Source organism: Streptomyces pactum (assembly GCF_016031615.1).
In the GTDB taxonomy this organism is placed as follows: Bacteria; Actinomycetota; Actinomycetes; order Streptomycetales; family Streptomycetaceae; genus Streptomyces; species Streptomyces pactus.
In genome coordinates, this window is record NZ_JACYXC010000001.1 from 4284918 (window position 1) to 4310786 (window position 25869).

17 protein-coding genes and 3 pseudogenes are annotated in these 25869 nt (G+C 76.2%); 9 read left to right on the plus strand and 11 right to left on the minus strand.

The genetic code is table 11. The features are described 5' to 3' along the window. Positions 1 to 76: 76 nt before the first annotated feature. Complete coding sequence (locus IHE55_RS16985; protein WP_197989797.1) at positions 77 to 1807, plus strand: hypothetical protein; 1731 nt, start codon at positions 77 to 79, stop codon at positions 1805 to 1807. A gap of 159 nt (positions 1808 to 1966) precedes the next feature. After that, a complete protein-coding gene (locus IHE55_RS16990) occupies positions 1967 to 2713 on the plus strand; it encodes an HAD family hydrolase (protein ID WP_232265594.1) in 747 nt (248 codons plus the stop codon). Here IHE55_RS16990 and IHE55_RS16995 read toward each other — a convergent pair. After that, entirely contained in the window at positions 2638 to 2940 is a 303-nt protein-coding gene (locus IHE55_RS16995) for a hypothetical protein (protein WP_197989799.1), read from the minus strand. The genes IHE55_RS16990 and IHE55_RS16995 overlap by 76 nt on opposite strands. 162 nt (positions 2941 to 3102) lie before the next feature. On the opposite strand from IHE55_RS16995, the gene IHE55_RS32315 reads away from it, so the two are divergent. Beyond that, positions 3103 to 3486, plus strand: coding sequence for a cold-shock protein (locus tag IHE55_RS32315; RefSeq protein WP_197989800.1), 384 nt, complete (start codon positions 3103 to 3105; stop codon positions 3484 to 3486). Between the two features lie 290 nt (positions 3487 to 3776). Here the strand turns inward: IHE55_RS32315 and IHE55_RS31385 are convergent, their stop codons facing one another. The 5 genes and pseudogenes from IHE55_RS31385 to IHE55_RS33165 form a co-directional block, all read right to left on the minus strand. After that, the gene (locus IHE55_RS31385) at positions 3777 to 4670 is read right to left on the minus strand and encodes a 1,4-dihydroxy-6-naphtoate synthase (protein ID WP_232266456.1); all 894 of its coding nucleotides are present in this window, start codon (positions 4668 to 4670) and stop codon (positions 3777 to 3779) included. A 315-nt stretch (positions 4671 to 4985) separates the two neighbouring features. Beyond that, positions 4986 to 5729, minus strand: a pseudogene (locus tag IHE55_RS31390) (futalosine hydrolase); the annotation flags it as partial. A gap of 366 nt (positions 5730 to 6095) precedes the next feature. Further along, positions 6096 to 6596: a hypothetical protein gene (locus tag IHE55_RS17010; protein WP_197989802.1), complete on the minus strand. Its 501-nt coding sequence runs from the start codon at positions 6594 to 6596 to the stop codon at positions 6096 to 6098. A 26-nt stretch (positions 6597 to 6622) separates the two neighbouring features. Then, a pseudogene (locus IHE55_RS33160) lies at positions 6623 to 7261 on the minus strand (MFS transporter); the annotation flags it as partial. Positions 7262 to 7705: 444 nt separating this feature from the next. Beyond that, a pseudogene (locus IHE55_RS33165) lies at positions 7706 to 8620 on the minus strand (MFS transporter); the annotation flags it as partial. 508 nt (positions 8621 to 9128) lie between these two features. On the opposite strand from IHE55_RS33165, the gene IHE55_RS17020 reads away from it, so the two are divergent. Next, positions 9129 to 10034 (plus strand): DUF3027 domain-containing protein, encoded by a 906-nt coding sequence (locus tag IHE55_RS17020; protein ID WP_197989803.1) that lies wholly within the window; start codon positions 9129 to 9131, stop codon positions 10032 to 10034. A 989-nt stretch (positions 10035 to 11023) separates the two neighbouring features. Then, positions 11024 to 14533, plus strand: a complete 3510-nt coding sequence (locus IHE55_RS17025) for a sacsin N-terminal ATP-binding-like domain-containing protein (protein ID WP_232266458.1) — start codon at positions 11024 to 11026, stop codon at positions 14531 to 14533. A 751-nt stretch (positions 14534 to 15284) separates the two neighbouring features. Here the strand turns inward: IHE55_RS17025 and IHE55_RS17030 are convergent. Both IHE55_RS17030 and IHE55_RS17035 read right to left on the minus strand, forming a co-directional pair. After that, on the minus strand, positions 15285 to 17879 hold the full coding sequence (locus IHE55_RS17030) for a cation-translocating P-type ATPase (protein ID WP_197989805.1): 2595 nt from the start codon (positions 17877 to 17879) through the stop codon (positions 15285 to 15287). 209 nt (positions 17880 to 18088) lie between these two features. Next, positions 18089 to 18406, minus strand: coding sequence for a DUF2530 domain-containing protein (locus tag IHE55_RS17035; protein WP_197989806.1), 318 nt, complete (start codon positions 18404 to 18406; stop codon positions 18089 to 18091). Positions 18407 to 18603: 197 nt separating this feature from the next. Between IHE55_RS17035 and IHE55_RS17040 the strand changes: the two genes are divergently transcribed. Further along, positions 18604 to 20073, plus strand: coding sequence for an NCS2 family permease (locus tag IHE55_RS17040; protein WP_197989807.1), 1470 nt, complete (start codon positions 18604 to 18606; stop codon positions 20071 to 20073). Between the two features lie 82 nt (positions 20074 to 20155). Here IHE55_RS17040 and IHE55_RS17045 read toward each other — a convergent pair whose 3' ends face one another. Next, positions 20156 to 20341, minus strand: coding sequence for a ribbon-helix-helix protein, CopG family (locus IHE55_RS17045; protein ID WP_197989808.1), 186 nt, complete (start codon positions 20339 to 20341; stop codon positions 20156 to 20158). Between the two features lie 201 nt (positions 20342 to 20542). Here IHE55_RS17045 and IHE55_RS17050 point away from each other — a divergent pair, with 201 nt between their 5' ends. From IHE55_RS17050 to thpR, 3 genes are all read left to right on the plus strand, one after another. Further along, complete coding sequence (locus IHE55_RS17050; protein WP_232265595.1) at positions 20543 to 21091, plus strand: MarR family winged helix-turn-helix transcriptional regulator; 549 nt, start codon at positions 20543 to 20545, stop codon at positions 21089 to 21091. 506 nt (positions 21092 to 21597) lie between these two features. Beyond that, positions 21598 to 22902, plus strand: coding sequence for an MFS transporter (locus IHE55_RS17055; RefSeq protein ID WP_197992062.1), 1305 nt, complete (start codon positions 21598 to 21600; stop codon positions 22900 to 22902). Positions 22903 to 23433: 531 nt separating this feature from the next. After that, positions 23434 to 24000 (plus strand): RNA 2',3'-cyclic phosphodiesterase, encoded by a 567-nt coding sequence (gene thpR, locus IHE55_RS17060; protein WP_197989809.1) that lies wholly within the window; start codon positions 23434 to 23436, stop codon positions 23998 to 24000. 328 nt (positions 24001 to 24328) lie between these two features. Here the strand turns inward: thpR and IHE55_RS17065 are convergent, their stop codons facing one another. Both IHE55_RS17065 and IHE55_RS17070 read right to left on the minus strand, forming a co-directional pair. Next, entirely contained in the window at positions 24329 to 24613 is a 285-nt protein-coding gene (locus tag IHE55_RS17065) for a WGxxGxxG family protein (RefSeq protein ID WP_197989810.1), read from the minus strand. A gap of 468 nt (positions 24614 to 25081) precedes the next feature. After that, on the minus strand, positions 25082 to 25300 hold the full coding sequence (locus IHE55_RS17070) for a hypothetical protein (protein WP_197989811.1): 219 nt from the start codon (positions 25298 to 25300) through the stop codon (positions 25082 to 25084). Positions 25301 to 25869: the final 569 nt, after the last annotated feature.

Genomic DNA, 25869 nt, shown 5'->3' on the forward strand with positions numbered 1-25869 from the left:
GGGCGGGACCGGCGCGGTACCGTCGGACCGGTTCCGCAGCGGCGGGACTCAAGGGCGCGCGTCCGCAGGGGTTTCGGTGGGGATCGAGAGCGATCGGCTGGTGTACGACTACCTGAGCCAGGTCGGCGACCTGGCCCAGCAGTACGGTCTGCCGTCCCGGGACCGGATGCGGCTGGTCGCCACGGTGCGTTCGGAGATCGAGCAGCGCCGGGCCGGCGCGGGCGCGGCCGGCGGGACCGAGGCCGGGGTGAAGCGCATCCTCGGCCGGCTCGGCACGCCGGCCGAGGTGGTGGCCCGGGCCGGCGGGGCGGTGCCCCCCGGCCTACCGGACGGAACGGGCGGTACGGGCGCGTCGGCGGCCGGAGACGGCCCGCGGCCGGCCGCGGACGCCGCGGCGCGTGCCTGGCGCGGCCTCGGCGGACTGCTGGGACGAGGCGGCGAGGGCGGTGGTGCGGCAGGCCGCGCCGGGTCCGCCGCGTCCGGTTCCGGCTCCGGTGCGCCGGGCCGGTACGGTCCGCCCGCCGCCCGGGGACCGGAACAGCCCACGCGGGCCGATGCGGCCCCGGGACCGCGGCCGGAGCCGTGGCCCCCGCTGCCCGCCACCGATCCCGGTCCGGCTCCCGGACCCGAGCCGACGGCGGCCGGACCGTATCCGCCCGCCGGCGGGTACCCGGGCCCGGCCGCCCGGTCGTCGGATGCGTCCGGGTCCGTGCAGGCGCCGCCCGGATCGGCGCGGGCGGCGGCCGGCGACCGATCCGACGGCTCCGACCACGCGGACCGTTCGGGCCATGTCGAGCACTCCGGCCCCGGCCGGACCCCGGGCCGGCCCGGGGCGGCCGGCGACCCGGTGCCGCGACCGGTGCCCGGGCCCCGGCAGGACGCGTCCGGCGGCACGGGTGCCGCCGGGGGTGCCGCGGGCGGCGCGGGGCCGGCCGGGGGCACGGGAGCCGTGGGGAGTGAGGGCCCGGCCGGTGGGCCGGAGCCGACCGCCAGGCGGCTCACCCGTACCGCCCGGGAACGGCTGGCCGGGTTCACCGGGCGCGGCGGGTCGTCCGGCCGGGGCGTACCCGGCCCCCGGAAGGGCACCGACGCCGGGACGGGACGGCCGCTCCCCGCCTCGCCGCCCCATCTGGCGGGTGAGGACGAGCTGAGCTCCCGGGAGTCCGACCCCGACTGGTGGCGCACCGACCCCGGCCCGTTCGCCGAGCGGCGGGAGAGCGACTTCGGTGCCGTGGACGGCTTCTCCGGCGGCATCGAACTGCCCGAACTCCTCAAGCCGCCGCAGACCGAGGAGGAGGCGGCCGGCACCGGGGCGGGCGGCGTGGAGCAGACCGCCTCCGGCGCCGGGGCGGCAGCGGCCCCGGCACGCGGCGGCCTGCTCCGCCGGGCCCTGCGGCGCCGGGGGGCAGGGCCGAGGCGAAGAAGACCGCCGCCGGTGAGGACGGGAGCGGCGGGGGGAGGGGGTGCGGCCGGGCTCGGGCTGATGCCGCTGGTGGCCGTCGCGCTGCTCGCCACCGGGGCGGTCATCGGCCACATCCTGGTGCTGGCGGCCGGCTGGCTGGTCGCCTACTACCTGTGCCGGCTGCCCACCAAGCAGGCCAAGCTGGCGGTACTGGTCCTGCCCGGCCTGGTCGCCTCGGCGGCGATGGTGTGGGTGTGGGGCCGGCTCGACGGACGCTGGGGCGAGCCGATCCCCGAGGACGGCCTGGGCGACGTCCTGAAGGACACCTGGCCGGTGGTCGTCCGGGTGGCCGCCGCCGCCTCGGCGCTCTACCTGCTGTGGCGGGCCCGCCGCCGTTCGACCTGACCCCCGCCGCGACCCGCGGGTCCCCCTGCGCGCGGCCGGGGCGGGCCGTGGCCCGTGGCCGGTGGTCACCGGCCCGACCCCCACCGGTGCGCCCGCCCCGGTCGGTCCGGCCCCGCCGGGCCGGCCGGGGCGGCCGGCGGGCACGGCACAATGGCGGGCATGGCTGCTGCGCACCCCACCCCGGCCGGTTCCGTGACCGGTTCCACGGCCGGGCTCACGGTCGGCTTCGACCTCGACATGACGCTCATCGACTCCCGCCCCGGGATCAGGGCGGCGTACCGGGAGCTGGCCGCCCGGACGGGGACCTTCGTCGACGCCGACCTCGCCGTCACCCGGCTGGGGCCGCCGCTGGAGGAGGAGCTGGCCCACTGGTTCCCGCAGGAGCGGATCGCGGAGGTCGCGGACCTCTACCGTTCGCTCTACCCGCACCACGCCGTGGCCCCCACGTCCGCGCTGCCGGGCGCCCGGGAGGCGGTGTCCGCGGTACGGCGGCTCGGCGGCCGGGCCATCGTGGTGACCGCCAAGCACGAGCCCAACGCCAAGCTGCACCTGGCCCACCTCGGCATCGAGGCGGACGCGGTGATCGGCTGGCTGTGGGCGGAGGCGAAGGCCGAGGCGCTGCGCGAGTACGGCGCCGCGGTGTACGTCGGGGACCACGTCGGGGACGTCCGCGGGGCGCGCACCGCCGGCGCGCTCTCGGTGGCCGTCGCCACCGGCCCCTGTGACGCGGCGGAGCTGCGCGCGGCCGGCGCCGATGTGCTGCTGACCGACCTGACCGGCTTCCCGGCCTGGCTGGAGCGGTACGTCGCGGAGCGCGGCGCGGCGGGCGGTTACGCCGGCCCGGACGGGGACGGCCCGGCCGCGGCACCGGCCACCGGTGCCGGCCCCTCCGCCGATCTGGCCTGACGCCGCTGGGCGGCGATGGACATCAGCAGCCCGCAGGCGGCGAGGGCGAAGCCCACGCCCATCAGCATGCTGACCAGGTAGGCGGCGGTGGGCAGCGGGTCCGCGCCCAGCAGCAGCGGGGCGACGGTGGCCAGGGTCGCCACCGCGCCCACCGTGAAGACGATGGCGCCGAGCCGCACCAGCCCGTCGCCGGGCGTGCGGTCCTGGGGTCGAGGTGTGTTGCTCACCGCACCAGGGTAGGTCGAAAGCGGGCAGGAACCACCCGGGTACGTCTTGTCACCAGGCTCCGGACCATTAGCCTTGGTGGTGGCGGGTCTTGCGACCCGCTGTAGTGCTATCCAGAGCTCTTTTTCCGTGGTTTCCGACGAGTGACGAGGACGAGGACAGACGTGCCTACCGGCAAGGTCAAGTGGTTCAACAGCGAGAAGGGCTTCGGCTTTCTCTCCCGCGATGACGGCGGCGACGTCTTCGTGCACTCGTCGGTACTCCCGGCCGGCGTGGACACGCTGAAGCCCGGCCAGCGCGTCGAGTTCGGTGTCGTGGCCGGTAACCGCGGTGACCAGGCGCTTTCCGTGGTGGTGCTGGATCCGACCCCCTCCGTCGCGGCGGCCCAGCGCCGTAAGCCGGACGAGCTGGCCTCGATCGTCCAGGACCTCACCACCCTGCTGGAGAACGTGACCCAGCAACTGGAGCGCGGCCGCTACCCCGACAAGGCACACGGGTCCAAGATCGCGGGCATGCTGCGGGCGGTCGCCGACCAGCTCGACGTCTGACCCGACGGCCCCGCCCGGCCCGGGGCCTTCGACGCGGGGACGCCATGACGGCGGACGTTCCCGATGCCGCAGCGCCACGGACGGCCACACGGCCAGGAACCCCTGGTGCGGGCAGCGCCACGACGGCCAGGACCCCCAGCGCCCCGGTGCCGCGAGCGCCATGACGGCCAGGCCCCCCGGATGCCGGGAGTGCCGACGTCCGGTGCCCCGGCCCGGGGCTGCGCCGTGCCCGGACCCGGGTAGCACCGTGACGGCGGGTCACGGCTGCCGGGGCCGGGGCACCGGGTCCGTCAGGGGAAGTCCAGCGCGTCCGGGCCGAGGGGCGGTACCAGTCCCTCGGCCGCGGCGCGGGTGAGCAGTCCGCGCACCGCCGCGTAGCCGTCCTCGCCCAGGTCGGCGGTGAACTCGTTCACGTACAGCCCGATGTGCTGGTCGGCCACCGCCGGGTCCATCTCCTGGGCGTGCTCCAGCACGTACGGGCGGGAGGCCACCGGGTCGTCCCAGGCGGCCCGGACCGAGGCGCGGGCCGCCTCGGCCAGCTCCCGCAGCCGCGCGGTGCCGAGCGACCGCCTGGCGATGATCGCGCCCAGCGGGATCGGCAGCCCGGTGGTGCCCTCCCAGTACTCGCCCAGGTCGGCCAGGCGGTGCAGGCCGTACCGCTGATAGGTGAAGCGGGCCTCGTGGATGACGAGTCCGGCGTCCACCTTCCCGTCCCGGACGGCGGGCATGATCTCGTGGAACGGCAGCACCACGACCTCCCCGACCCCGCCGGGGACCAGGTCCGCCGCCCAGAGCCGGAAGAGCAGATAGGCGGTGGACCGCTCGCTGGGCACCGCGACCGTCTTCCCGGCCAGTCCGGCGGCCCGCGCCCTCCCGCCGTCGCCGTTCCCGTCCCCGCCGCTCCCGTCACCGTTCCCGTCGCCGGGGTCCCGGGTCAGCACCAGCGGGCCGCAGCCGCGGCCCAGCGCCCCGCCGCAGGGCAGCAGCGCGTACTCGTCCAGCACCCACGGCAGCACCGCGTACGAGACCTTCAGCACGTCGAACTCCCCGCGCTCGGCCATGCCGTTGGTGAGGTCGATGTCGGCGAAGGTGACGTCCAGCGGCGGGGCGCCGGCCACCCGGCCGTGGGCCCAGGCGTGGAAGACGAAGGTGTCGTTGGGGCACGGCGAGTACGCGATCCGCAGCGGCTGCCCGGCCTCCGGTGCCGCCACCGTTCCGGTTGCGGTTCCGGTACCGGCTCCGGGGGCCCCTGCCCGGCCGGGGTCCGCGGTGGTTCCGGCTCCGGGGGGCTGCGCGTCGTGCGGGGTGCCGGACGGTTCCAGGGGCGCCGGCGGGGCGGGGGCGCCAGGAGCGCCGGGCGTTTGTGCTGCCACGGGGGTGGCCTCCTTCGCTGCGATGGGGGCGGCCTTTGGGTGCGGGGCCGTCCCGCCCTGCCGGGACGGCCCGGCAGGGCTCTCCGGTGGCGCGGCGGGAGCGACCGCCGCGGTGAGGACCGGGACCAGCCGCCGGAAGGCGTCGCGCAGTCCCTCCAGCGCCTCACGGATGCGCCAGGCGGCACGGTCCCGGGGGCCCACCGGGTTGGAGACGGTACGGATTTCGAGGACCGGGACCCGGTGCGCGGCGGCCGCCTCGGCCACCCCGAAGCCCTCCATGGCCTCGGCCGCCGCACCGGGGTGCCGGCCCGCCAGTTCGGCGGCGCGTTCGGCACTGCCGGTCACCGTGGAGACCGTCAGCACGGTGCCGCGCACCGCGCCGGTGGCCTCGGCGGCGGCCCGCGCCAGGGCGGGCGGCGGCCGGTGCGTGGACGTCCCGAAGCCCAGCTCGGTGACGGGCAGGAAGCCCTCGGGGGTCTGCGCGCCCAGGTCCGCGGCGGTGATCGCGTCGGCCACCACCACCGCGAGCGGTGGCGCCACACCGGCGAAGCCGCCGCCGATCCCGGCCGAGACGACCAGGTCGTAGGGGGTGCCGTGGAGCGCGGCGGCGGTCAGCGCGGTCCCGGTCGCGGCCGCGGCGGCGGCCGGGCCGACCCCGCCGTCCAGCACGTGGACGACCGGACCGGTGTCCGGCGCGCCGGTGGCCGGGGGCAGGGCGCGCAGCAGCCGGCCCGGTCCGTAACCGGGCAGCGGCAGAGGCAGTGGTGGGGTGCCGGGCGCGGGTCGGCCGGGGGCGGCAGCGGAAGGTGCCCGGTCGGGGGGCCCGGCGGGGGCAGGGGGCGGGGGCGTCACGGCGTTCGCGTGCGTCACGGCGTTCGCGTGCGGTGCCGGGTCGGAGTGCGGGGGCCGCGCCGGGGCGCGGGTACGAGGCGGGGCCGGGGGCCCGCGGGAGGCGCGGCAGGGGCCGCCGGTGGCCGTGTCCGCCGGGGAGGGGACGCCGCGTCGGCCAGGCCGAGGGCGACCGCGTCCCGTTCGGCGGCGACCGCGGTGACCACCAGGACCCGCATCAGCGCCCTCCCGTGGCGGACGGACCGTCGGGCACCGGCGCCGCGGGGCGCGGCGTCACCCGGACGGGCGAACGGACAGGGGCCGGGGAGCGTACGGCGACCGGCCGGCGGGCGTGGTCCCGGGACGGGAACGCGCCGCGCCGGCCCGCGCGGTACCGGCCGGTGGAGGTCAGGACTTCAGCTTCAGCTGGTACTGCCACATCCCCTTCGGGGCGCCCTGCTTGGGCAGCTCCACGATCGACAGGACGATCTCGTCGCGCTGTTCCAGCTGGCCCATCTGGTTCCTGACCTGGAACAGGTCCTCGTGGTCGAAGGTGCGGTAGGTGTCCGTGCTGGCGTCGCTGATCTGGTTGCGCCCGGACAGCAGGATCCACCCGGAGTCGGCGATCTCCGGGTCCACACCGATCCGGATCTTCTCGCCGGCGTGCACCGTGATGGTCTCGCTCGGCTTCTTGTCGAGGCACTTGTCCACGGTCTTGTCGTCGAGGCGCTTGCCCTCGGTGTAGCAGCCCTTGGTGGCCTCGGACGTCTCGGAGTGGGAACCGACCGTGACCGTCGCCACCGGAGTCGGCTTGTCGCAGGCGGTGAGGGCGATGAGCCCCAGGGTCACGGCACAGGCGGCGGCAGCGGCACGACTGGCCTTGCCCCGGGAAAACAGCGCAGCGGTCATGCGGGCAGGCTACCGGGCCGCCCCGTTCACGCCACGCGGGGGTACGGCGAGCCGCGCCGCCCGGCGCCCAGCAGTCCCCGTACGGCGGCGAGCGCGCCGAGGGCGATCAGCCCGGCGGCGACCGACATGCCCAGGGCGCCGCTGAGCGGCAGCGAGATGCCGATCCCGCCGCCGACCACCCAGGCCAGCTGCAGGGTCGTCTCGGAGCGGGAGAACGCGGAGGTCCGCACCTCCTCCGGCACGTCCCGCTGGATCAGCGCGTCCAGCGACAGCTTGCCCAGTGCCTGGGCGAGGCCCGCGGTGGCCGCGACCGCCGCCACCAGCACCGTGCTGAACAGCGCCGCGGTGATCACCAGCACCCCCAGCGCGCCCAGCAGCACCACGGCGATGATCAGCTCGGGGCCACGGGCCCGCAGCCACGCCCCGATGGCCGTGCCCAGCGCGTTGCCCAGGCCCGCCGAGACCGCGACCACCCCGAGGGACACCTCGGGGCTCAGCCCGGCCAGCGGGTGCTCGCGGAGCAGGAAGGCGAGGAAGAGGGTGAGGAAGCCGGAGAGCGCCTTGAGCGAGGAGCACGCCTGGAGCGCGTGGAGCACCGACGGCCCGACGGTCCGCAGCCCCGGGCGCCGGCCCCGGGCGGAGCCGCCGTTCCTCCTGCCCTTCCGCCTGCCGCCGCGCTTCCCGGCCGCCGGGCCGTCGGCCACGGTGCCGTCCGTCACCGGCCCGTCCGTCACCGGCCCGTCCGTTACCGGCCCGGTCGTCGCCGGGCCGTCCGTCACGCGGGCGTCGGCCGTCGCCAGGCCGTCCGTCGCCGGGCCGTCCGTCACCGGCCCGTCCGTTACCGGCCCGGTCGTCGCCGGGCCGTCCGTCACGCGGGCGTCGGCCGTCGCCGGGCCGTCCGTCACCGGACCCTCTGGCGTCGTCGCTTTCGCCGGTCCGACCGGGGGACGGTGCCCCTCACCGACCGTCGTGGGCCCGTCCGCCGCGGGCCCGTCCGCCGCGGGCCCGGACGGCGCCGAACCGTCCGCCGTGGGCCCGTCCGGCGAGGTGCGGGGAGCGTCGGCGGGGCGGGGCGGGCCCTCGGCGGAGCCCGGGACAGGGTTCTCGGCGGGGGCGCCACCGGGGATGCCGGTCCCCGCAGCCGTCCCGGCGGTCCCGGTGGCTCCGGCGGTCCCGTCGACGCGGGTGGACCCGGCCGTCCCGGTGGCCCCGGCCGCCGGGAGCGCGGCGCGTGCCGGGTTCGCCGGGTGCGCGTGGTGCGGCAGGTGGGGGAGGTGCAGGTGGTGCTCGCCGGAGGTGAGCCGCGCCCGGGCCTCGCCCTTCGCCGAGTCCACCTTGGGGGGCAGGGTGAAGGAGAGGAAGGTGCCGATGGAGAAGACCACGCACGCGCCGTACAGCGGCCACTCCGGGCCGATCTGGTGCAGCCCGCCGCCGACCGGCGCGGCCAGACCGGTGGCCAGCAGCCCGGCCAGCGTCACCCGGGAGTTCGCCTTGACCAGGGAGAAGCGTGGTGGCAGCAGCCGGGGCACCACCGCCGAGCGCACCACCCCGTACGCCTTGGAGGCCACCAGCACGCCGAGTGCCGCCGGGTACAGCTCCAGCCCGCCGCCCGCCACCGCCGTGGACATGGTGAGCGCCAGGACCGCGCGGCTGCCCATCGAGGTGGCCATCGCGGCCCGGCGGCCGTGCGGGATGCGGTCCAGCAGCGGTCCGACGACCGGCGCCAGGACGGCGAACGGCGCCATGGTGATGGCCAGGTAGAGCGCGACCCGGCCGCGCGCCTCGTCGGTCGGCACGGAGAAGAAGACCGTCGAGGCGAGGGCGATGGTGACCATCATGTCGCCGGCGGAGTTCACGGCGTGCAGTTCGATCAGTTTGCCCAGACCGGACTCACCGGCGCCGTGCGCGTGCGTCGCGCGGCGGATGCCGCGCCCGGTCGCGGCGAACGGATTGCGCAGGACACGGACGAATCGCCGGCCCCGTCCCCGGGTCCGGAGATCCTGGGCGGAGGAGCCGGAGCCGATGGTTGTCACCCGTTCTCTCACCCGACCATGGTCCCGCCTGTCCGCTGCGGACGTGACTTTTTCCGGTGGTTTGCGAAGGGTTTACGGAACTCGTGTGCAAGGTGTGCCCTGCCCGGCGCCACGGCAGGTGCGGTGGCTCGTGATGTCATGTGACCCGCCTTCCCGCTCACCGGCGGTGTACCGCGCCACCACCGCTGCCGAAGTCAACCGGTGACCGGGCCGGGCGTCGAGCCGCCGCTCCCGGACTCCCTCCGACAGGTTCATGACGTGCCCCGGGGGTAGGGCGCAAGGGGCTGGACAAGGTAGCGTGCTTCACGCGCCTGCCTACGGTCGTTTCTGGCCACGCACCGGGTCACCATCCCTCAGAATGGGAGGAAGAGGTGCGCCCGAGGTCGAACGGGCGGACGTAGACGCGGTCCTCCGGTCCGCTCCGTCCGCCGTCCCGGCCGTGTGGTCGGCGCACTCGTGAGACGGCGTAGGAGAGAGATCGATTCTTGTGAGTGCTGCGATGCGAAGCCGTACCCCGGACCGCCTGTGCGCCGAGGCCGTCGATCTCGCCCGTGAGGCGGCCGAGGAAGCCGCGGCCCCGGGCACGGTGGGTGACCACGTCGCCGCCGTCGCCGACGCCGACCGGGTCGTCACGCACCTCTTCGAGTGCCACGAGCCCGGCTACCGGGGGTGGCGCTGGGCCGTCACCGTCGCCCGGGCCTCCCGGGCCAAGGTCGTGACCATCGACGAGACGGTGCTGCTGCCCGGCCCGGACGCGCTGCTGGCCCCGGAGTGGGTGCCCTGGAGCGAGCGGCTGCGCCCGGGCGACCTCGGACCCGGGGACCTGCTGCCGACGGACGCCGACGACCTGCGCCTGGAGCCCGGTTACACCGGGGTGGACGGACTGCCGCCGAACGCCGCCGTCTCCGAGGAGATGGAGCAGCTGGCCGAGGTCGAGGACGCCGAGGTGACCCCCGGCTCGCCATCGGCCCAGGCGGTCGCCCCGGTCCGGGGCACCATCGCGGCCGTCGCCGAGGAACTGGGCATGCGCCGGGCCCGGGTGCTCTCCCGGTACGGGCTGCACTCGGCGGCCGACCGCTGGGACGAGGCGTTCGGGGCGAAGACCCCGATGGCACAGGCCGCCCCCGCCCCCTGTGTCAGCTGCGGCTTCCTGATGCCGCTCAGCGGTTCGCTGAAGCAGGCGTTCGGCGTCTGCGCCAACGAGTTCAGCCCGGCGGACGGCCGGGTGGTCTCGCTGACCTACGGCTGCGGCGGGCACTCCGAGGCGGCCGTGATGCCGAAGGCGCCGCGCCCGGCGCCGCCGGTGATCGACGAGACCGTCGTCGAACCGATGGCGCTGCACCCGGAGCGCACCGGAGGCTCGGTCGAGCCGGACGCCCCGGCGGAGGAACTGGGCCACTCCTGACGGCCGCCGCCGGCCCCCGGCAGCCCTGCCGGACGTGACGGCCGTCGGCTGTCGGCCGGACGGTGCGGGTGACGGCCGTCGCCGGCCGGTTCGTGCTCCGGTCGCTCGGACGTGACGCGGCGCCACCCGATGCGGCGCGACGGGATGACGTGATGCGGCGCGGCGCCACGTCATGCGACGCGTGGCGATGTGCCGCGCCGGGACGGCCGCCGACCCGGCCCGCGCGGGTGTGCGGCGGCGTGACCGCCACCGGTCGGACGGTGCCCGTCGCCGGTCGGTCGGTGTTGGTCGGACGGTAGATCGGTGCCGGTCGCCGCGGGGCCGCCCCGCGAGACGGCGTGAGGAGCGCCGGCCAGGGGCCCTACTCCGGCCGGTGCTCCCGCTGGTGCTCCCGTTGGTTCGCGAGATGCCGCCGCCCGCGTCGGTCGCCGCCGGACCGGTGCGACCCCGCCGGGCCGGTGCTTCTCCGCCGGGCCGGTGCTTCTCCGGCCGGGCCGGCCGGCGTAGGGCCGGGTGTGCCCCGGCCGTGACCGAACGCCGGCACGGTCCGTCCCCGTCCCGGCGGACGCCGGTCCCGCCCGCGCCGGCCGCGCGCCGTCCCCGCCCGCGCCGCTCGGTTTTCCCTCCGGTCGCCGCCCGACCGCCCGCCACCCGGCCGTACCCGTGTCGCCGGGCCCCGGCCGTTGGCCCCTGCCACCGGGCCCCGGTAGCTCCGGCCGCCGGGCTCCCGCCGTACCCGTGGCCGCCCGGCCCCCGGCCGTACCCGCATCAGGTCTTGCCGGCACCCGGCGGCGGGGGCCGCCGTCGCACGCCCGCCGCCACCGGCCCGCGGGGCCGCGGCCCGGCCCGGGGTGGAGCGTAGGGGCCGGGGAAGCGCAGGATCGAAAGGGCGGTACGTTCGCCGCTAGCAAGGCGCGCGCGGCGGGGGACCGCGCGGGGACCGGAACCGACGACCAGGAACCCCGGAGGCGAACGTGAGCAGCACGGCGATGGTGCGAGGCGCGACCGAGGGCGCGGACCCCTTCGGGACCGCGCGGCTGCGGCGTGGCGTCCTCGACGCCTGGGCCGCCTCGTCCGCCCGGTTCCGGGAGGACGCGAACGCCGAGGAGGACCTCGCGCTCGGCGGCTACCGCGACCGGCTGGTGGTCGAACTCGCCCAGAACGCGGCCGACGCAGCCGCCCGCGCCGGGGTGCCCGGCCGGCTGCGGCTGACCCTGCACGCCGCCGAGGGTGACGTCCCGGCGGTGCTGGCGGCGGCCAACACCGGGGCGCCGCTGGACGCCGCCGGGGTGGAGTCGCTCGCCACCCTCCGGGCGTCCGCCAAGCGGGACGAGGCGACGGACGTCCCCGGGGAGCCGGCCGGGCCGCCGGTGGGCCGGTTCGGCGTCGGCTTCGCGGCGGTGCTCGCGGTGACCGACGAACCGGCCGTGGTCGGCCGTACCGGCGGGGTCCGCTGGTCGCTGGCCGAGGCGCGGGAGGAGGTCCGCGCGGTCGCCGGGGGGAACTCGGCGCTCGCCGACGAACTGCGCCGCCGGGACGGCCACGTACCGCTGCTGCGCCTGCCGCTGCCCGCCGAGGGCACCGCCCCCGAGGGCTACGACACGGTGGTGGTGCTGCCGCTGCGGGACGGCGCGGCGGAGGACATGACGCGCCGGCTGCTCGCCGCCGTCGACGACGCGCTGCTGCTCACCCTGCCCGGCCTCGCCGAGGTGGTGGTGGAGACGCCGGAGGGGGTACGGACCCTGCGGCGCCGCGAGGAGGGCCCGTACGTGGCGGTGGAGGACAGCGAGGGCGGCCGGGGCACCACCCGCTGGCGGACCGAGCGGGCCGGCGGACGGCTGGACCCGGCGCTGCTCGCGGACCGCCCGGTGGAGGAGCGGTCCCGTCCGGTCTGGTCGGTCACCTGGGCGGTGCCGGTGGACGGCACCGGCGCCCCGGTACGGCCCGGCACCGCGCCCGTGGTGCACGCCCCGACCCCCACCGACGAGGGCCTGGGGCTGCCCGCGCTGCTCATCGCCTCCTTCCCGCTGGACCCGACCCGCCGGCACACCGCCCCCGGGCCGCTCACCGACTTCCTGGTGGAGCGGGCCGCCGAGGCGTACGCGGCGCTGCTGGCGGACTGGCACCCGGTGACGGTGGGCACCCTGGACCTGGTCCCCGGGCCGCTGGGCACCGGGGCGCTCGACGCCGCGCTGCGCCGCCGCGTCCTGGAGCTGCTGCCCAAGGTGGCCTTCCTGCCGAGCGCGGCGGCCCCTGCGCCGGGCGGTCCGGAGGAGGAGGCCGGCGCCCTCGCCGAGCTGTGGGGCGAGGGCCCCGACGCCTGGTCGGCCCGGCCGTCCGAGGCCGGCGGCCGGGGGACGGACCCGGCCGCCGGGGACACCGCGCCGCCGGCCGGTGCACCCGCGCCCGCGCCCGGTACGGGTACGGGCGGGCCGGCGGCCCGGCGGGTCCCGGACCCGGACGCCTGGGCGGAGCCGGGCGGGCCGGACGGGCCGGGCGCCGAGCCGTACGCGCTGCGGCCGGTGGACGCCGAGATCGTGGAAGGTGCCGGGGACGCCACCGTCCGGGTGCTGGCGGAGCTGTTCCCCGGCCTGCTCCCGGCCGGCCTGGAGCGCCGCGCCGAGCTGCGGGCGCTGGGCGTGGCGCGGGTCCCGCTGGGCGAGCTGATCGACCGGCTGGCCGGGGCGGAGCGCCCGCCCGCGTGGTGGTGGCGGCTGTACGACTCGCTGGTCGGCACCGACCCGGACCGGCTCAGCGGGCTGCCGGTGCCGCTGGCCGGGGAGGGCCCCGGCGGCGGTGGCGTGGCGATCGGCCCCCGGCAGGTGCTGCTGCCGCTGCCCGGCGACGGCCCGCAGGCCGGCCCGTCCCGCGGCGCCCCGGCGCCGGAGGACACCGACGGCACGGGCGGCGCCCCGGAGGCCGGGCCCGGGCAGGACACCGCCGCCCGGCACCGCACCCTGGCCCGGCTCGGCCTCAAGGTGGCCCACCCGGACGCCGCGCACCCGCTGCTGGAGAAGCTGGGCGCCACCCCGGCCACCCCGCGCGCGGTGCTGACCACCCCGCAGGTGCGGGCCGCGGTCGCCGCCTCCCTGGACGAGGAGGACACCTGGTACGACCTGGACGCCGACGGGCCCGGCGCCGGCCTGGACGCCGAGGAGCTGGCGGAGACCGTGCTGGGGCTGGCCCGGGACGCCCGGCTCGCCCCCGGCGACGAGCCGTGGCTGGCCGCGCTGGCGCTCCCGGACGAGGAGGGCGAACTGGCCCCGGCCGGTGAACTCGTGCTGCCCGGCAGCGACTTCGAGTCGGTCATCGTGGAGGGCGAACTCGCCGCCTGCGACCCGGAGCTGGCCGAGCGCTGGGGCGAACAGCCGCTGACCGCGGTCGGCGTGCTCGCCGGCTTCCAGCTGGTCCGGGCCACCGACGTGGTGCTCGACCCGGACGAACTGGAACCCCGCGACGGGGACTTCGCCGAGCCGGACGACGTGGGGCTGCTGGACGCGGTGGACGTCTGGTGCGAGGACGTGCTGGACCGGCTGCCGGACAGCCCGGTCCCGCCGGTGGCCACCGAGATCGTCGCGGTCCGCGACCTGGACCTGGTGGCGGACGACGCCTGGCCCCGGGCGCTGGCGATGCTCGCCCGGCCGCCGCTGCGGGACGCCCTCACCACCCCGGTGCGGGTGCTGCTGCCGGACGGCACCACCGAGACCGTCCGCCCGTACACCGCGTGGTGGCTGCGCGGCCACCCGGTGCTCGACGGGCGCCGGCCCGCCGGGCTGCGCGCGGCCGGCGGCGATCCGCTGCTGGCCGGGCTCTACGACGCCGCCGACGCCGCCGGCTTCGAGGACGAACAGGTGCTGCGGGCGCTGGGCGTGCGGACCTCGGCGGCGGCGCTGCTGGACGAACCGGGCGGGGCGGCGGAGCTGCTGGCCCGGCTCGCCGACCCGGAGCGCGAGGTGACCGCCGCCCAGCTGCACGCCCTGTACGTGCTGCTGGCCGACCTCGACCCCGAGCAGGTCACCCTCCCCGACGAGCTGCGGGCGGTCACCGACGGGGCGGTGACGGTGGTGGACGCGGCGGACGCGGTGGTCGCCGACGTCCCCGACCTGGTGCCGCTCGCCACCGGACTGCCGCTGCTCCCGGTGCGCCCGGACCGGGCCGCGGAGCTGGCGGAACTGTTCCAGGTGCGGCGGCTGAGCGAGGTGTTCGCCGGGGCCGGGGTGCCGGAGGGCGGCGAACCGAGGGACGTCCCGGAGGCCGTCCGGGTGCTGCTGCCCGGTGCCCCCGACAGCTACGTGGAGCACGAGGAGCTGGTGGTGGCCGGCACCGAACTCGACTGGCGCCGCACGCCGGACGGGGTGCTGCACGCCGCCACCCTGGAGGGGGTCGCGGCGGGCCTGGCCTGGGCGGCGGGCCAGTGGCACCGCCGGTTCGAGGCCGCCGCGCTGCTGGAGGACCTGACCCGCACCGAGGAACTGGCCCAGGCCCGCTGGTTCGACTGACCCCGGGCCCGCAACGGCCCTCCGCCCGCCGGATCCCGTCCCGCCGGACCCGCGGCCTGCTGGTCGCCCCGGCCCGTGGTCCGGCGGCGCCCGGTCCCGTGGTCCGCCGGTCCCGCCGACACCGTGCCGGGGCCGGCGGGTTCCGGTTCCGCCCTGGGTGGCACCGGCGGCACCGGCGGCCCGCCGCCACGATCCGGGACCCCGGAGCGCCTGGGATGGGCGTCGGCCGCAGCCACCGGGCCGACCGGCACCCCTGGGGGCCGCTGCCCCGGCCGGGCCCCGGCACCCTGAAGGGCCGCCCGGGTTCGGTGGGGCCGCCACCCCGGGCCGGGCGCCCTCAAGGCCGCCCGGCTTCGGCAGCGGCCGCCGCCCGGTTCCGGCGGGACCCCGTAGGTCTGCGCGGGAGTCGGCCGTCGCCCGGCCGGGCCGTCCCTGACCCGGCGGGGCCGGTAGGGCGTCCGTGTCGGTGTGCGCCCCGGTCCGGGGTCCGGCGGGGCGCCCGTAGGGCGGCATCGGTACCGGGTGCCGCCCCGGACCGGCAGGGCCGCCGTAGGGGCCCGCCTGGGTGCCGGCGTCGGTCCGGCCGGCCGGACCGCCCCTGACCCGGCGGGGCGCCCCTGGGGCGTCCGGCGTGGGCGCGGGGCGGACCCCGGGCCGGCACCGAGCGCCGCCCGGCGTGCGCCCCCGAAGACCACCCCGGGCCCGGACCCGGACCCGGGTCCACCCGGTTCCGGAACCGGGCCCGGCGGGGTCAGTCCCCGGCGCCGGGGGCCGGTGTGCGCGGCGCGGGGTGGTCCGCCGGTTCGGTGCCGTTGCGGGCGGAGATCCAGCGCCACACGACCTCCAGCAGCACCGAGGCGACCACCGCGATGCCGACCGCCGTCCAGGGCATCTCGGTGCCCACCAGCCGCAGCGCGAAGAAGTCCTGGAGCCAGGGGGTGACGAGCACCACGACGAAGCCCAGGGCCATGGTCAGCACCAGGCCGACCCGCCACCAGGTGTACGGGCGGGCGATGATCGCCAGCACCCACATGGCGATCAGGAACAGGGTCAGCGTCGCGGCGCTGGTCTCCGCGTCCAGCGCGCCCTCGCCCCGGTAGTGGTGCCGGGCGACCAGGTACGCGGTGAAGGTCGCGGCGGCGGCGATCAGACCGGCCGGGATGGAGTAGCGCATCACCCGCCGGACGAAGTGCGGCTTGGCCCGCTCCTTGTTGGGCGCCAGCGCCAGGAAGAAGGCGGGCACGCCGATGGTGAGGGTGGACAGCAGCGTCAGGTGCCGGGGCAGGAACGGGTACGGCACCTGGGAGAGGACCACCAGCAGCGCCAGCAGCACCGAGTAGACCGTCTTCACCAGGAACAGGTTGGCCACCCGCTCGATGTTGCCGATCACCCGGCGGCCCTCGGCGACCACCGACGGCAGGGTCGAGAAGCTGTTGTTCAGCAGCACGATCTGTGCCACCGCCCGGGTGGCCTCGCTCCCGGAGCCCATCGAGACGCCGATGTCCGCGTCCTTGAGCGCCAGGACGTCGTTGACGCCGTCCCCGGTCATCGCCACGTTGTGGCCGCGCGACTGGAGGGCGCCGACCATGTCCCGCTTCTGCTGCGGGGTGACCCGGCCGAACACCGCGCCGTCCTCCAGGACGGCGGCCATCCGGTCGCGCTCGGCCGGCAGCCGGCGCGCGTCCACCGGGTCGGAGGCGCCGGGCAGCCCGAGCTTGCCCGCCACCGCGCCGACCGAGACCGCGTTGTCGCCGGAGATCACCTTGGCGTCCACGTCCTGGTCGGCGAAGTACCGCAGGGTGTCCGCGGCGTCCGGGCGCAGCCGCTGCTCCAGGACGACCAGCGCGGCCCCCCGGGCGCCCTCGGCCACCCGCGGGTCGTCCAGCTCGCGTTCGCTGCGGGCCAGCAGCAGCACCCGCAGCCCCTGCGCGTTCAGCTCCTCGATGCCGGCCGGCGCCGGTTCGCCGTCGGGCAGCAGCACGTCGGGCGCGCCCAGCAGCCAGGTGGTGCGCCGGTGGTCCGGCCCGAGCAGCGTGGCGCCGCTGTACTTGCGGGCGGAGGAGAACGGCAGGGTGGCCACCGCGCGCAGCCCGTCGCCCGCCGCTGCCGCCGGACCGCCGTCCGCCGCCGGATCGCCGGGGCCGTCCGCCCCGGCCACCGGTGCCGGGCCGTCCGCCCGGGCCGCCGGTTCCGCCGGGGCGGCCGGACCGTCGGCCCCGGCCGCCGGCCCGCCGTCCGGGAAGGCGTCGATGATCGCCTGGAGGCTGGCGTTGGGGCGCGGGTCGGCGGCCCCGAGCGCCCCGAGCACCCGGCGCAGCTCGGCACCGTCGGCGCCGTCCAGCGGACGCAGCTCGGTGACGTCCATCCCGCCCTCGGTGAGGGTGCCGGTCTTGTCCAGGCACACCACGTCCACCCGGGCCAGCCCCTCGATGGCGGGCAGCTCCTGCACCAGGCACTGCTGGCGGCCGAGCCGGATCACCCCGATCGCGAAGGCGACCGAGGTGAGCAGCACCAGGCCCTCCGGGACCATCGGCACGATCCCGCCGACCATCCGGCGGACCGCCTCCCGCCAGTCGTCGTCCTCCACCACCAGCTGGCTGATGATCAGCCCGACGGCGGTGGGCACCATCATCCACGTCACGTACTTGAGGATCTGGCTGATGCCGCTGCGCAGCTCGGAGTGGACCAGGGTGAAGCGCGACGCCTCCTCGGCGAGCTGCGCCGCGTACGCCTCCCGGCCGACCTTGGTGGCGGTGAACGCGCCGCCGCCGGCGACCACGAAGCTGCCGGACATCACCGGGTCGCCGGGGCGCTTGAGGACCGGGTCGGCCTCGCCGGTCAGCAGCGACTCGTCGATCTCCAGCCCGTCCGCCTCGACCACCTCGCCGTCCACCACCACCTTGTCGCCGGGGCCCAGCTCCACCAGGTCGCCCAGCACGATCTCGGAGGTGTGGATCTCGGCGGCGGTGCCGTCCCGGCGGACCGTGGGCTTCGCCTCGCCGATCACCGCGAGGCTGTCCAGGGTCTTCTTGGCCCGCAGCTCCTGGATGATGCCGATCGCGGTGTTGGCCACGATCACGAAGCCGAAGAGGCCGTCCTGGATGGGCCCCACCACCAGGATGATCAGGAAGAGCACCCCGATGATCGCGTTGAACCGGGTGAAGACGTTGGCGCGGACGATGTCGGCGGTGGAGCGGGAGGACCGCACCGGTACGTCGTTGACCTCACCGCGGGCCACCCGTTCGGCGACCTCGGCCGCGGTGAGCCCGGGATGGGCGGACGGCGGCGCGGCGGACCGCTCGGGCGGATCGGGCTCGGAGGTGTCGACCGGTACCTGGTGCGTCATGGCTCCGACGGTACGGGGGCCCGGCGGGACGTACACCGGCCCGGGGGTCGATTCAGGGTGACCGGCGGCGAAAGATCCGCCTCCGGTACGAGCCGGCCGACGCGTGGATCCCCCCGGGGTACGAGCGCCCGGCCCGTCCGCGGACCGGCCCGGCCCGGGCGCCCGCCCGAACCGCGGACCCGCCCGCTCCGGGTGTGGCCCCGCGCGGTTCAGCCGGCGGTGGCGTCCGGCCCGGTGCCGCCGGGCCCCTCCGCCGCGCCGGCCGACGGGTCCGCCGACGCCTCCGCCGCCGCCCGGCGGATCGCCGCGTCCCGTTTCCGTACGTACCAGATGCCGATCAGCCCGAGCCCGCCGCCGGCCAGGCAGGTCCACAGCCACCACAGCCGGTCGTGGTCCTCGAACCAGCCGTAGAAGGGGAGCTGTACGAGGAAGAGGACGAACCACACGACGGTGCCGCCGGTGATGGTGGCGACGACATTGCCCTCCAGGGGCTCCGGCGCCTCGTGCTCGGGGGTCCACTTCGTCATGGGCACAGCTTACGGGCCGCCTCCCGGGGCCCTCCGGGGTCCGCCGAACGCCCCGCGCCACCGGGGTCTACGCGCGGAGATAGCGATCTCCGCCTTATGCATTCATACTGAAACGGTCTGGGTCTGACTGGATAAATGTCGTATGAACATCCAGGAACGACCCAGTTCCTTTTGCTCACGTACCACTGAGGTCACTCATGCCCCCCTCGGCCACGGCTCCGGTCGATGCCCAGCAGCAGCCGCCCGTTCCGCCCACCAACGGGCTGGACAGGTTCTTCCGGATCACCGCACGGGGGTCCTCGGTCTCCCGGGAGATCCGCGGCGGTCTCGCCACGTTCTTCGCGATGGCCTACATCATCGTGCTGAACCCGATCATCCTCGGCTCGGGCACCGATAAATTCGGCCATCAGCTGGACAACGGCCAGCTGGTGACCGCCACCGCCCTGATGGCGGGACTCACCACCATCCTGATGGGCGTCATCGGCAATGTGCCGATCGCGCTCGCCGCCGGCCTCGGCATCAACGCCGTCGTCTCCCTCCAGCTCGCCCCCAAGATGAGCTGGCCGGACGCGATGGGCATGGTGGTGCTCGCCGGCCTGGTGCTGATGATCCTGGTCGCCTCCGGCCTCCGCCAGCGGGTGATGGACGCCATCCCCGGCGGGCTGCGGCGTGCCATCGCCATCGGCATCGGTCTGTTCATCGCGCTCATCGGGCTGGTGGACGCCGGCTTCATCACCCGTAACCCGGACGCCGCGCACACCACCGTGCCGATGGGGCTCGGGATCGACGGGCGGCTCCAGGGCTGGCCGGTGCTGGTCTTCGTGGTCGGGCTGGCGCTCACCTTCGTCCTGGTGGTGCGCCGCACCCGCGGCGCGATCCTGATCGGCATCGTGGTGATGGCGTTCACCGCGATCATCATCAACTCGATCGCCGACATCCCGGACGCGAGCTGGGGGCTGAGCGTGCCCCGCGTCCCGGACAAGATCGTGGACACCCCCGACTTCGGTCTGATCGGCGAGGTGAGCCTGTTCGGCGGGTTCCACGAGGTCGGCATCCTCACCGGCAGCCTCTTCGTCTTCACCGTGCTGCTGTCCGGCTTCTTCGACGCGATGGGCACCATCATCGGCGTCGGCGAGGAGGCCGGGCTGATGGATGACGAGAAGGGCCAGATGCCCAACATGGGCCGCATCCTCATGGTGGACGGCGTGGCCGTGGCCGGCGGCGGCTTCGGCTCCGCCTCGGCCAACACCTGCTTCGTGGAGTCCACCGCGGGTGTCGGCGAGGGTGCCCGGACCGGTTTCGCCAACCTCGTCACCGGCGGTCTCTTCCTGCTGGCGCTGATCTTCACCCCGCTGGCCCGGGTGGTGCCCTCGCAGGCGGCCACCCCGGCGCTGATCGTGGTGGGCTTCCTGATCATGGCGTCCAACGTCCGGGAGATCGACTGGAGCGACTTCACCATCGCGGTCCCGGCGTTCCTGACGCTGATCGCGATGCCGTTCACCTACAGCATCACCAACGGCATCGGCATCGGGGTGCTCGCCTTCATCCTGCTGCGGATCGCCGACCGGCGGTTCCGGGAGATCCCCTGGCTGCTGAACGTGGTGGGGCTCTGCTTCCTCGTCTACTTCCTGCTCGACCCGATCGAGCAGGCGCTCGGGGTGAAGTGAGGCCACGCAAGCCGCCTCGCCGGCCCGCTCCGGGGCGTGGTCCCGGGGTCCGGCCCCGCGGGCGCGGGGCGGGCCCGGCCGGTCACCCGGCGTCGCGGTAGAACCGCTCGGTGCGGTCCACCGACGAGCTGAACCGTTCGTCGAAGTCATCGCGGATGAGCGTCCGGACCACATAGTCCTGGACGCTCATTCCGCGTTTCGCGGCGTGCTGCCGTATCCGGTCCAGCAACTCCCCGTCCATCCGCAGGCTGAGCACTGTCGAGGCCATGCCGGCCAGCGTCGCCGGAGCCGCCGTCCCGGTGTGCCGGGTTCCGGCGGTTTCTCACTCGTTCGGGTGAGTCCGCGGCAGGGAATGTGACGCACGGGCGGCGTCGCGTGCTTCGCGCCCGGGTACGCGCCCCCGGGGAGGTGGCGGACCGGCCGGCGCCGCCGGTTTCATTAGCAGGGGTAATGAGTTATGCTAAAGACCATGCCGGAACTGTCCCCCTCCCAGCCTTCCGCCAAGGAGCCTCCTGAACGGACGGCCGTGGCCGTCGCGGGAGCCCCGCACGCCGTCGAAGGCACCCCCGGCCCCCCGCCGGTCACCGACGACCCCGCCGTCACCGACGCGGTCGCCGTGGACCTGCTGCGATCCGCCGTGATGCGACTGGGGCGCCGGCTCAAGCACCAGCGGGTGGACGAGTCGCTGAGCCCGACCGAGATGTCGGTCCTCGGCACGCTCGCCCGCTGCGGTTCCGCCACCCCGGGGGAGCTGGCCCGCAAGGAGCACGTGCAGCCGCCGTCGATGACCCGCATCGTGGCGCTGCTGGAGTCCAAGGGCCTGGTGCGGCTCGACCCGCACCCGGAGGACCGCCGCCAGAAGGTGGTCTCGCAGACCGAGCAGGCGGAGGCCATGCTCGAAGAGAGCCGCCGCAAGCGGAACGCCTGGCTGGCCGAGCTGGCCGGCCGGCTGGACGAGGAGGAACGGGCGGCGCTCCGCGTCGCCGCGCCCGTGCTGGAGAAGCTGGCGAACCTGTAGTACACCCGCCGTGAGGAGGCGAAACCCCTGTGAGTCCGGGAATCGGAGCACACTCCGCACCCGCACCGGAACCCCTCGACACCACCACCCACCACCCCCGCACCCCTGACGCCCCGGGCGCCGTGACGTCCGCGTCCGCCGGGAGCACCGCCGCGGCGTCCGCCGGGGCGCCCGCGCCGGGCGGCGCCACCCGTGCCGTGTCCGGCGAGACCCCCGGCCCGGCGTCCGGCGAGGCCGGCGAGGCCGGCGACGACCCCGGAGTGATATCCGGCCGGGCCGCCGGGGAGCCCGGGACGATATCCGACGAGACCGCCGAGGCCGTCTCCGGCGACCCGGTCGCGGCCCTCCCCGGGACCGCGCCCGGCACCGCGGGCACCGTGCCCGGTGCCGGTGCGAAAACCGGTGCCGGTGCGGAGACCGGTGCCGCCGGTGCCCCCGAGCCGTCCCGGGCCGGTGACGAGTCCCGCAAGGTTCCGGCACCCGGCCCGGACGACGCGCCGCGCGGCATGTTCAGCTCACTGCGGATACGCAACTACCGGCTCTTCGCGACCGGCGCGGTGATCTCCAACACCGGTACCTGGATGTCCCGCATCGCTCAGGACTGGCTGGTCCTGAGCCTCACCGGCTCCTCCACGGCGGTGGGTATCACCACCGCCCTGCAGTTCCTGCCGATGCTGCTGTTCGGGCTGTACGGCGGGGTGATCGCCGACCGCTACCCCAAGCGGCGCATCCTGCTGGCGACCCAGACCGCGCTGGGCGCGTGCGGCCTCGCGCTCGCCGTGCTGACCCTGAGCGGACACGTCCAGGTCTGGCACGTGTACCTCATCGCCTTCCTGCTCGGCATGGTCACCGTGGTGGACAACCCCACCCGGCAGGCGTTCGTCGCCGAGATGGTCGGCCCGACGGACCTGCGGAACGCGGTCAGCCTCAACTCGGCCAACTTCCAGTCCGCCCGCCTCATCGGCCCGGCGGTCGCCGGTGTGCTGATCACCGCGGTCGGCAGCGGCTGGGCGTTCCTGCTCAACGGCCTGTCCTTCGGCGCGCCGCTGATCGGGCTGCTGATGATGCGCTCCGCCGAGCTGCACCGCGTCGAGCGCGCGCCACGCGGCAAGGGCCAGCTGCGGGAGGGCCTGGCGTACGTCGCCGCCCGGCCGGATCTGATCTGGCCGATCGTGCTGGTCGGCTTCATCGGCACCTTCGGTTTCAACTTCCCGATCTGGCTGAGCGCCTTCGCCGACGACGTCTTCGACGCCGGACCCGGCACCTACGGGCTGCTCAACACGTTGATGGCGGTCGGTTCGGTGGCCGGCGCGCTGCTCGCCGCCCGGCGCGCCACCTCGCGGTTGCGGCTGGTGGTGGGCGCGGCCCTGGTCTTCGGCGTGCTGGAGATGACGGCCGCCGTCGCCCCGACGTTCTGGCTGTTCGCCGCCCTGATGGTGCCGATCGGCGCGTTCGGCCTGACGATCAACGTCACCGCGAACTCCAGCGTCCAGCTGGCCACCGACCCGGCGATGCGCGGCCGGGTGATGAGCCTGTTCATGATGGTCTTCGTCGGCGGTACGCCGATCGGCGGGCCGCTGATGGGCTGGCTCACCGACACCTACGGCGCACGCGTCGGCTTCCTCGTCGGCGGTCTGGTCTCCGCGCTCGCGTCGATCATGGTGGGACTCGTCCTGGCCCGGATCGGCGGCCTGCGGCTCCGGGTGGACCTGCGGCGCGGCGGCCGGCAGGTGATCACCTTCGTGCCCCGCGAGGTGGCGGACCGGCAGCCGGCCGGGGCCGCGGCGGAGCGCGTCCCCAGCCGGGTGTGACCCGCGCGGCGCGGCGCGGGCGCCCGGCCGGGCCCCGCCGCCGCGCGGTGGCTCCGCCCCGCGTGCCCGCGCCCGGCCGGCGGGCGGTAGGGCCCGGGGCGCGGGCCCTACCGCCCGCCGGTAGGGCCCGCGCCCCGGCGGACCTCCGCGCCCCTCTGCCCGGCCCGCGTACGTCCGCCGGGGCGTCCCTCCGGCGGATCTCCGTACCCCCTGCCGGGGCCGTTCCGCGGCGGGACCTCCGTGACGCGGGCGGCGCCCCGCGGTGGGGCCTCCGCCCCGCTGCCGGGGCCGCGTTGCCCGGGTGCCGGCGGGGGACGTCCGTACGTGCCGGGTGCCGGGGCGTCCCGCAGCGGACTCCGCACCCCCTGCCGGGGTCCCCGTACCCGTACCGAGGGCGTCCCGGCGGACCCCGGAACTCCCCTGCCGGCTCCCGTGCCCGTGCCGGGGCGTCCCACGGCGGAGCCGGTACCCGTGCCGGGGCGGGGGCGGGCAGGGGGTGAGGCCGGGCGCGGCAGGCGGCAGACTCGCCCCATGAGACTCTTCGCGGCCACGATCCCGCCGCCCGGCGCCCTCGCGCAGCTGGCCTCCGCCGTGGCGGCCCTGCGGCACCTCCCGGGGGCGGACCGGCTCCGCTGGACCGAGCCGGAGGGCTGGCACTTCACCCTCGCCTTCTACGGGGAGGTGGCCGAGGAGAACGTGCCCGGTCTCGCGGAGCGGCTGGCCCGGGCCGCGCGCCGCCGTGCCCCGTACGAGCTGCGGCTGACCGCCGGCGGCCGGTTCGGGCGGCAGGTGCTGTGGGTCGGCGCCGAGGGGGACCGGGCCGCGATGCGCCACCTCGCCGCGGCGACCGCCGCCGCCGGACGCCGGGCCGGGGCGCGGCAGCCCGAGCACCGTCCGTACGCCCCGCACCTGACCGTCGCCCGCGGCCGGCCCGACGGCGCCGACCTGGTGCCGTTCGTCACCGCGCTGGCGGACTTCACGACGGAGCCGTGGTCGGAGGGCGAACTGCACCTGATGCGCAGCCGGCTGCCGGGCGGGGGCACGCCCGGGGAGCGGCCCCGGTACGAGAGCGTGGGGTGCTGGCCGCTGGGCCGGTGAGGCGCCCGGTTAACCTCGAAGGGTGGACCCCAAGACCAGAACCCTGATCATGCGCGGCGCCTTCGCGCTGATCCTCCTCGTCGTCGCCGTGGCCGCCGTGCTGCGCTGAGCCGTGCGGTACGCCGGGCCGCGGGGTTCCCGTTCCCGTTCCCGGGGCGGGGTCGCCGGACCGTGCCGGGCCGTGCCTCCAAGGCATGTCCCCATGGCAACGCGGTCGGCCAGGGGTGACCTCCACGTGCTCGGGGTCTGCGGGCCACTGCGCCCTCCGGCGAGGGCCCGGCGCAGCGGTGGTCCCGTCTCCGCGTCCTCCGCCCACCGGGCCTGACCGTCACGGGCGGTTGGGGTCGTGGCTGCCTGTGGTCCTCCCGTGTCGGGGCGGGTGCTCCTCCTTGCGTTTACGGGGGATCAGTCCTGCCAGGCCCAGCAGGCCGGCCAGCCCCCACAGCCCGTAGCCTCCATGGTCATCGACGTCATCCTTGTTGCTGTCTGCCGCCACAGGAGCGGAGACCTGCGGCTGCACGGCAGGGGCTGCCTGAGAGCTCGCCATGGCGTCGGTCGCCGGGAGCAGGAACACAGACGCGGTGATCGCGATGGTCACGGCCGCTTTACGCATGGATGTTCTCCATTTTGCCGGTCAGCTGCGGACGCCTTGTCGTTGCCGCAGCACCTCGCTCCGCTCCCCGACGCACGCGCGAGGGTCACCTACTGCCAGGGGACTGCTCATGACGCGGTCGCGCACCTCAGAAAGACGCGCCCTTCCGCCCAACGGCCCGAACGGGTGAATGCTCGTAGGTCGTCTTTCGACTGCTCCGGCGCACGGGGTCACTCGATCACGCGAGACCGTGCTTGCCGCATCCGTCGGGTGAGTACTGCTGGTATCCGTGACCTATGGTCCAGCGAGGCCGCTCCAGTCCCGAGCGGCGGGTCCGGAGGAAGAGCAGGGCCGTGGGCTGCTGGTCGTCGCCGCTGTCGCCGCGCCTTCGCCTTCGACGCCGGGGCTGGCGCCCCGCAAGGGCCCCGGCCGGAGCCGGACATACCTGTGGGGCCGGCCCCGGCCGGCCCCACAGGAAACGAGACGCTGTCAGTCCTTCTCGTACTGCGCGAGCGCGAGTCCCAGACCGAAGAACGTCGGCGCCCACTCGCCCACGAAAATGCCCCACCGGTCAGCGCGGTCTGTCCCTGCTGCCTCCCCCTTGATCGACGCCGTCCACGACAAGAACGACAACCCGATCGAGACGACGGCGGCCGTATAGGCGTGATCACTACGCAGGCCCATCTCGTGCAACTTCTTGATGATCATGACTATGGCTCCCCTGACGGAAATCTGCAGACACTGCCACCGTCACCCCCGGCAGGCATAAGCGCTCATCCCACACCGCCAAACGGGTGACTCGTGAGGGAGACGCCCAACCTCCGGTCAACTGATCAACCCATCAAAGAGGCACGCGCCAGCCGTACTGCCACCTCGGTGCCGCCGCGCCGAGCACGCCGCGCCGCCGCGTCGTGCCGTGGTGCTGGGCCCGCCGGGGCCGCGGCCTCCCCGCCGAGCCGAGCCCGCCGGGCCGCCGGGCCTCCCTGCCGAACCGCGCACTCCGGGCCGTCTCCCCGCCGTGCTGTCGCGCCGTCGCGCTGTGGCGCCGCCGTGCCGCCGCCGGTGGGCGGTGAGGCCCGTGGCCCGCACCCTCGGCGGGGTGCGACCAACGGCGGCCGGCAGGCGGCGCCCGGCCCGCCCGGTGCGGGGTGTCTGCCCGTTCCCGGGCCGGGGTCTCCGGAGCGGGAACGCCGGATCGGGGCGGGGCGGCTCCCGCCGGGCCGCCGGCCCGGCGGGAGGGCATGTCACCCGGTGTGTACCGGGCGGGCGGCACCGGC

Coding starts and splice junctions, on each gene's coding strand:
- IHE55_RS16990 (WP_232265594.1), top strand. CDS start 1,967: ATGGCTGCTGCGCACCCCACCCCGGCCGGTTCCGTGACCGGTTCCACG.
- IHE55_RS17010 (WP_197989802.1), bottom strand. CDS start 6,596: ATGACCGCTGCGCTGTTTTCCCGGGGCAAGGCCAGTCGTGCCGCTGCC.
- IHE55_RS17020 (WP_197989803.1), top strand. CDS start 9,129: ATGCGAAGCCGTACCCCGGACCGCCTGTGCGCCGAGGCCGTCGATCTC.
- IHE55_RS17025 (WP_232266458.1), top strand. CDS start 11,024: ATGGTGCGAGGCGCGACCGAGGGCGCGGACCCCTTCGGGACCGCGCGG.
- IHE55_RS17030 (WP_197989805.1), bottom strand. CDS start 17,879: ATGACGCACCAGGTACCGGTCGACACCTCCGAGCCCGATCCGCCCGAG.
- IHE55_RS17035 (WP_197989806.1), bottom strand. CDS start 18,406: ATGACGAAGTGGACCCCCGAGCACGAGGCGCCGGAGCCCCTGGAGGGC.
- IHE55_RS17040 (WP_197989807.1), top strand. CDS start 18,604: ATGCCCCCCTCGGCCACGGCTCCGGTCGATGCCCAGCAGCAGCCGCCC.
- IHE55_RS17045 (WP_197989808.1), bottom strand. CDS start 20,341: ATGGCCTCGACAGTGCTCAGCCTGCGGATGGACGGGGAGTTGCTGGAC.
- IHE55_RS17050 (WP_232265595.1), top strand. CDS start 20,543: ATGCCGGAACTGTCCCCCTCCCAGCCTTCCGCCAAGGAGCCTCCTGAA.
- IHE55_RS17055 (WP_197992062.1), top strand. CDS start 21,598: ATGTTCAGCTCACTGCGGATACGCAACTACCGGCTCTTCGCGACCGGC.
- thpR (WP_197989809.1), top strand. CDS start 23,434: ATGAGACTCTTCGCGGCCACGATCCCGCCGCCCGGCGCCCTCGCGCAG.
- IHE55_RS17065 (WP_197989810.1), bottom strand. CDS start 24,613: ATGCGTAAAGCGGCCGTGACCATCGCGATCACCGCGTCTGTGTTCCTG.
- IHE55_RS17070 (WP_197989811.1), bottom strand. CDS start 25,300: ATGATCATCAAGAAGTTGCACGAGATGGGCCTGCGTAGTGATCACGCC.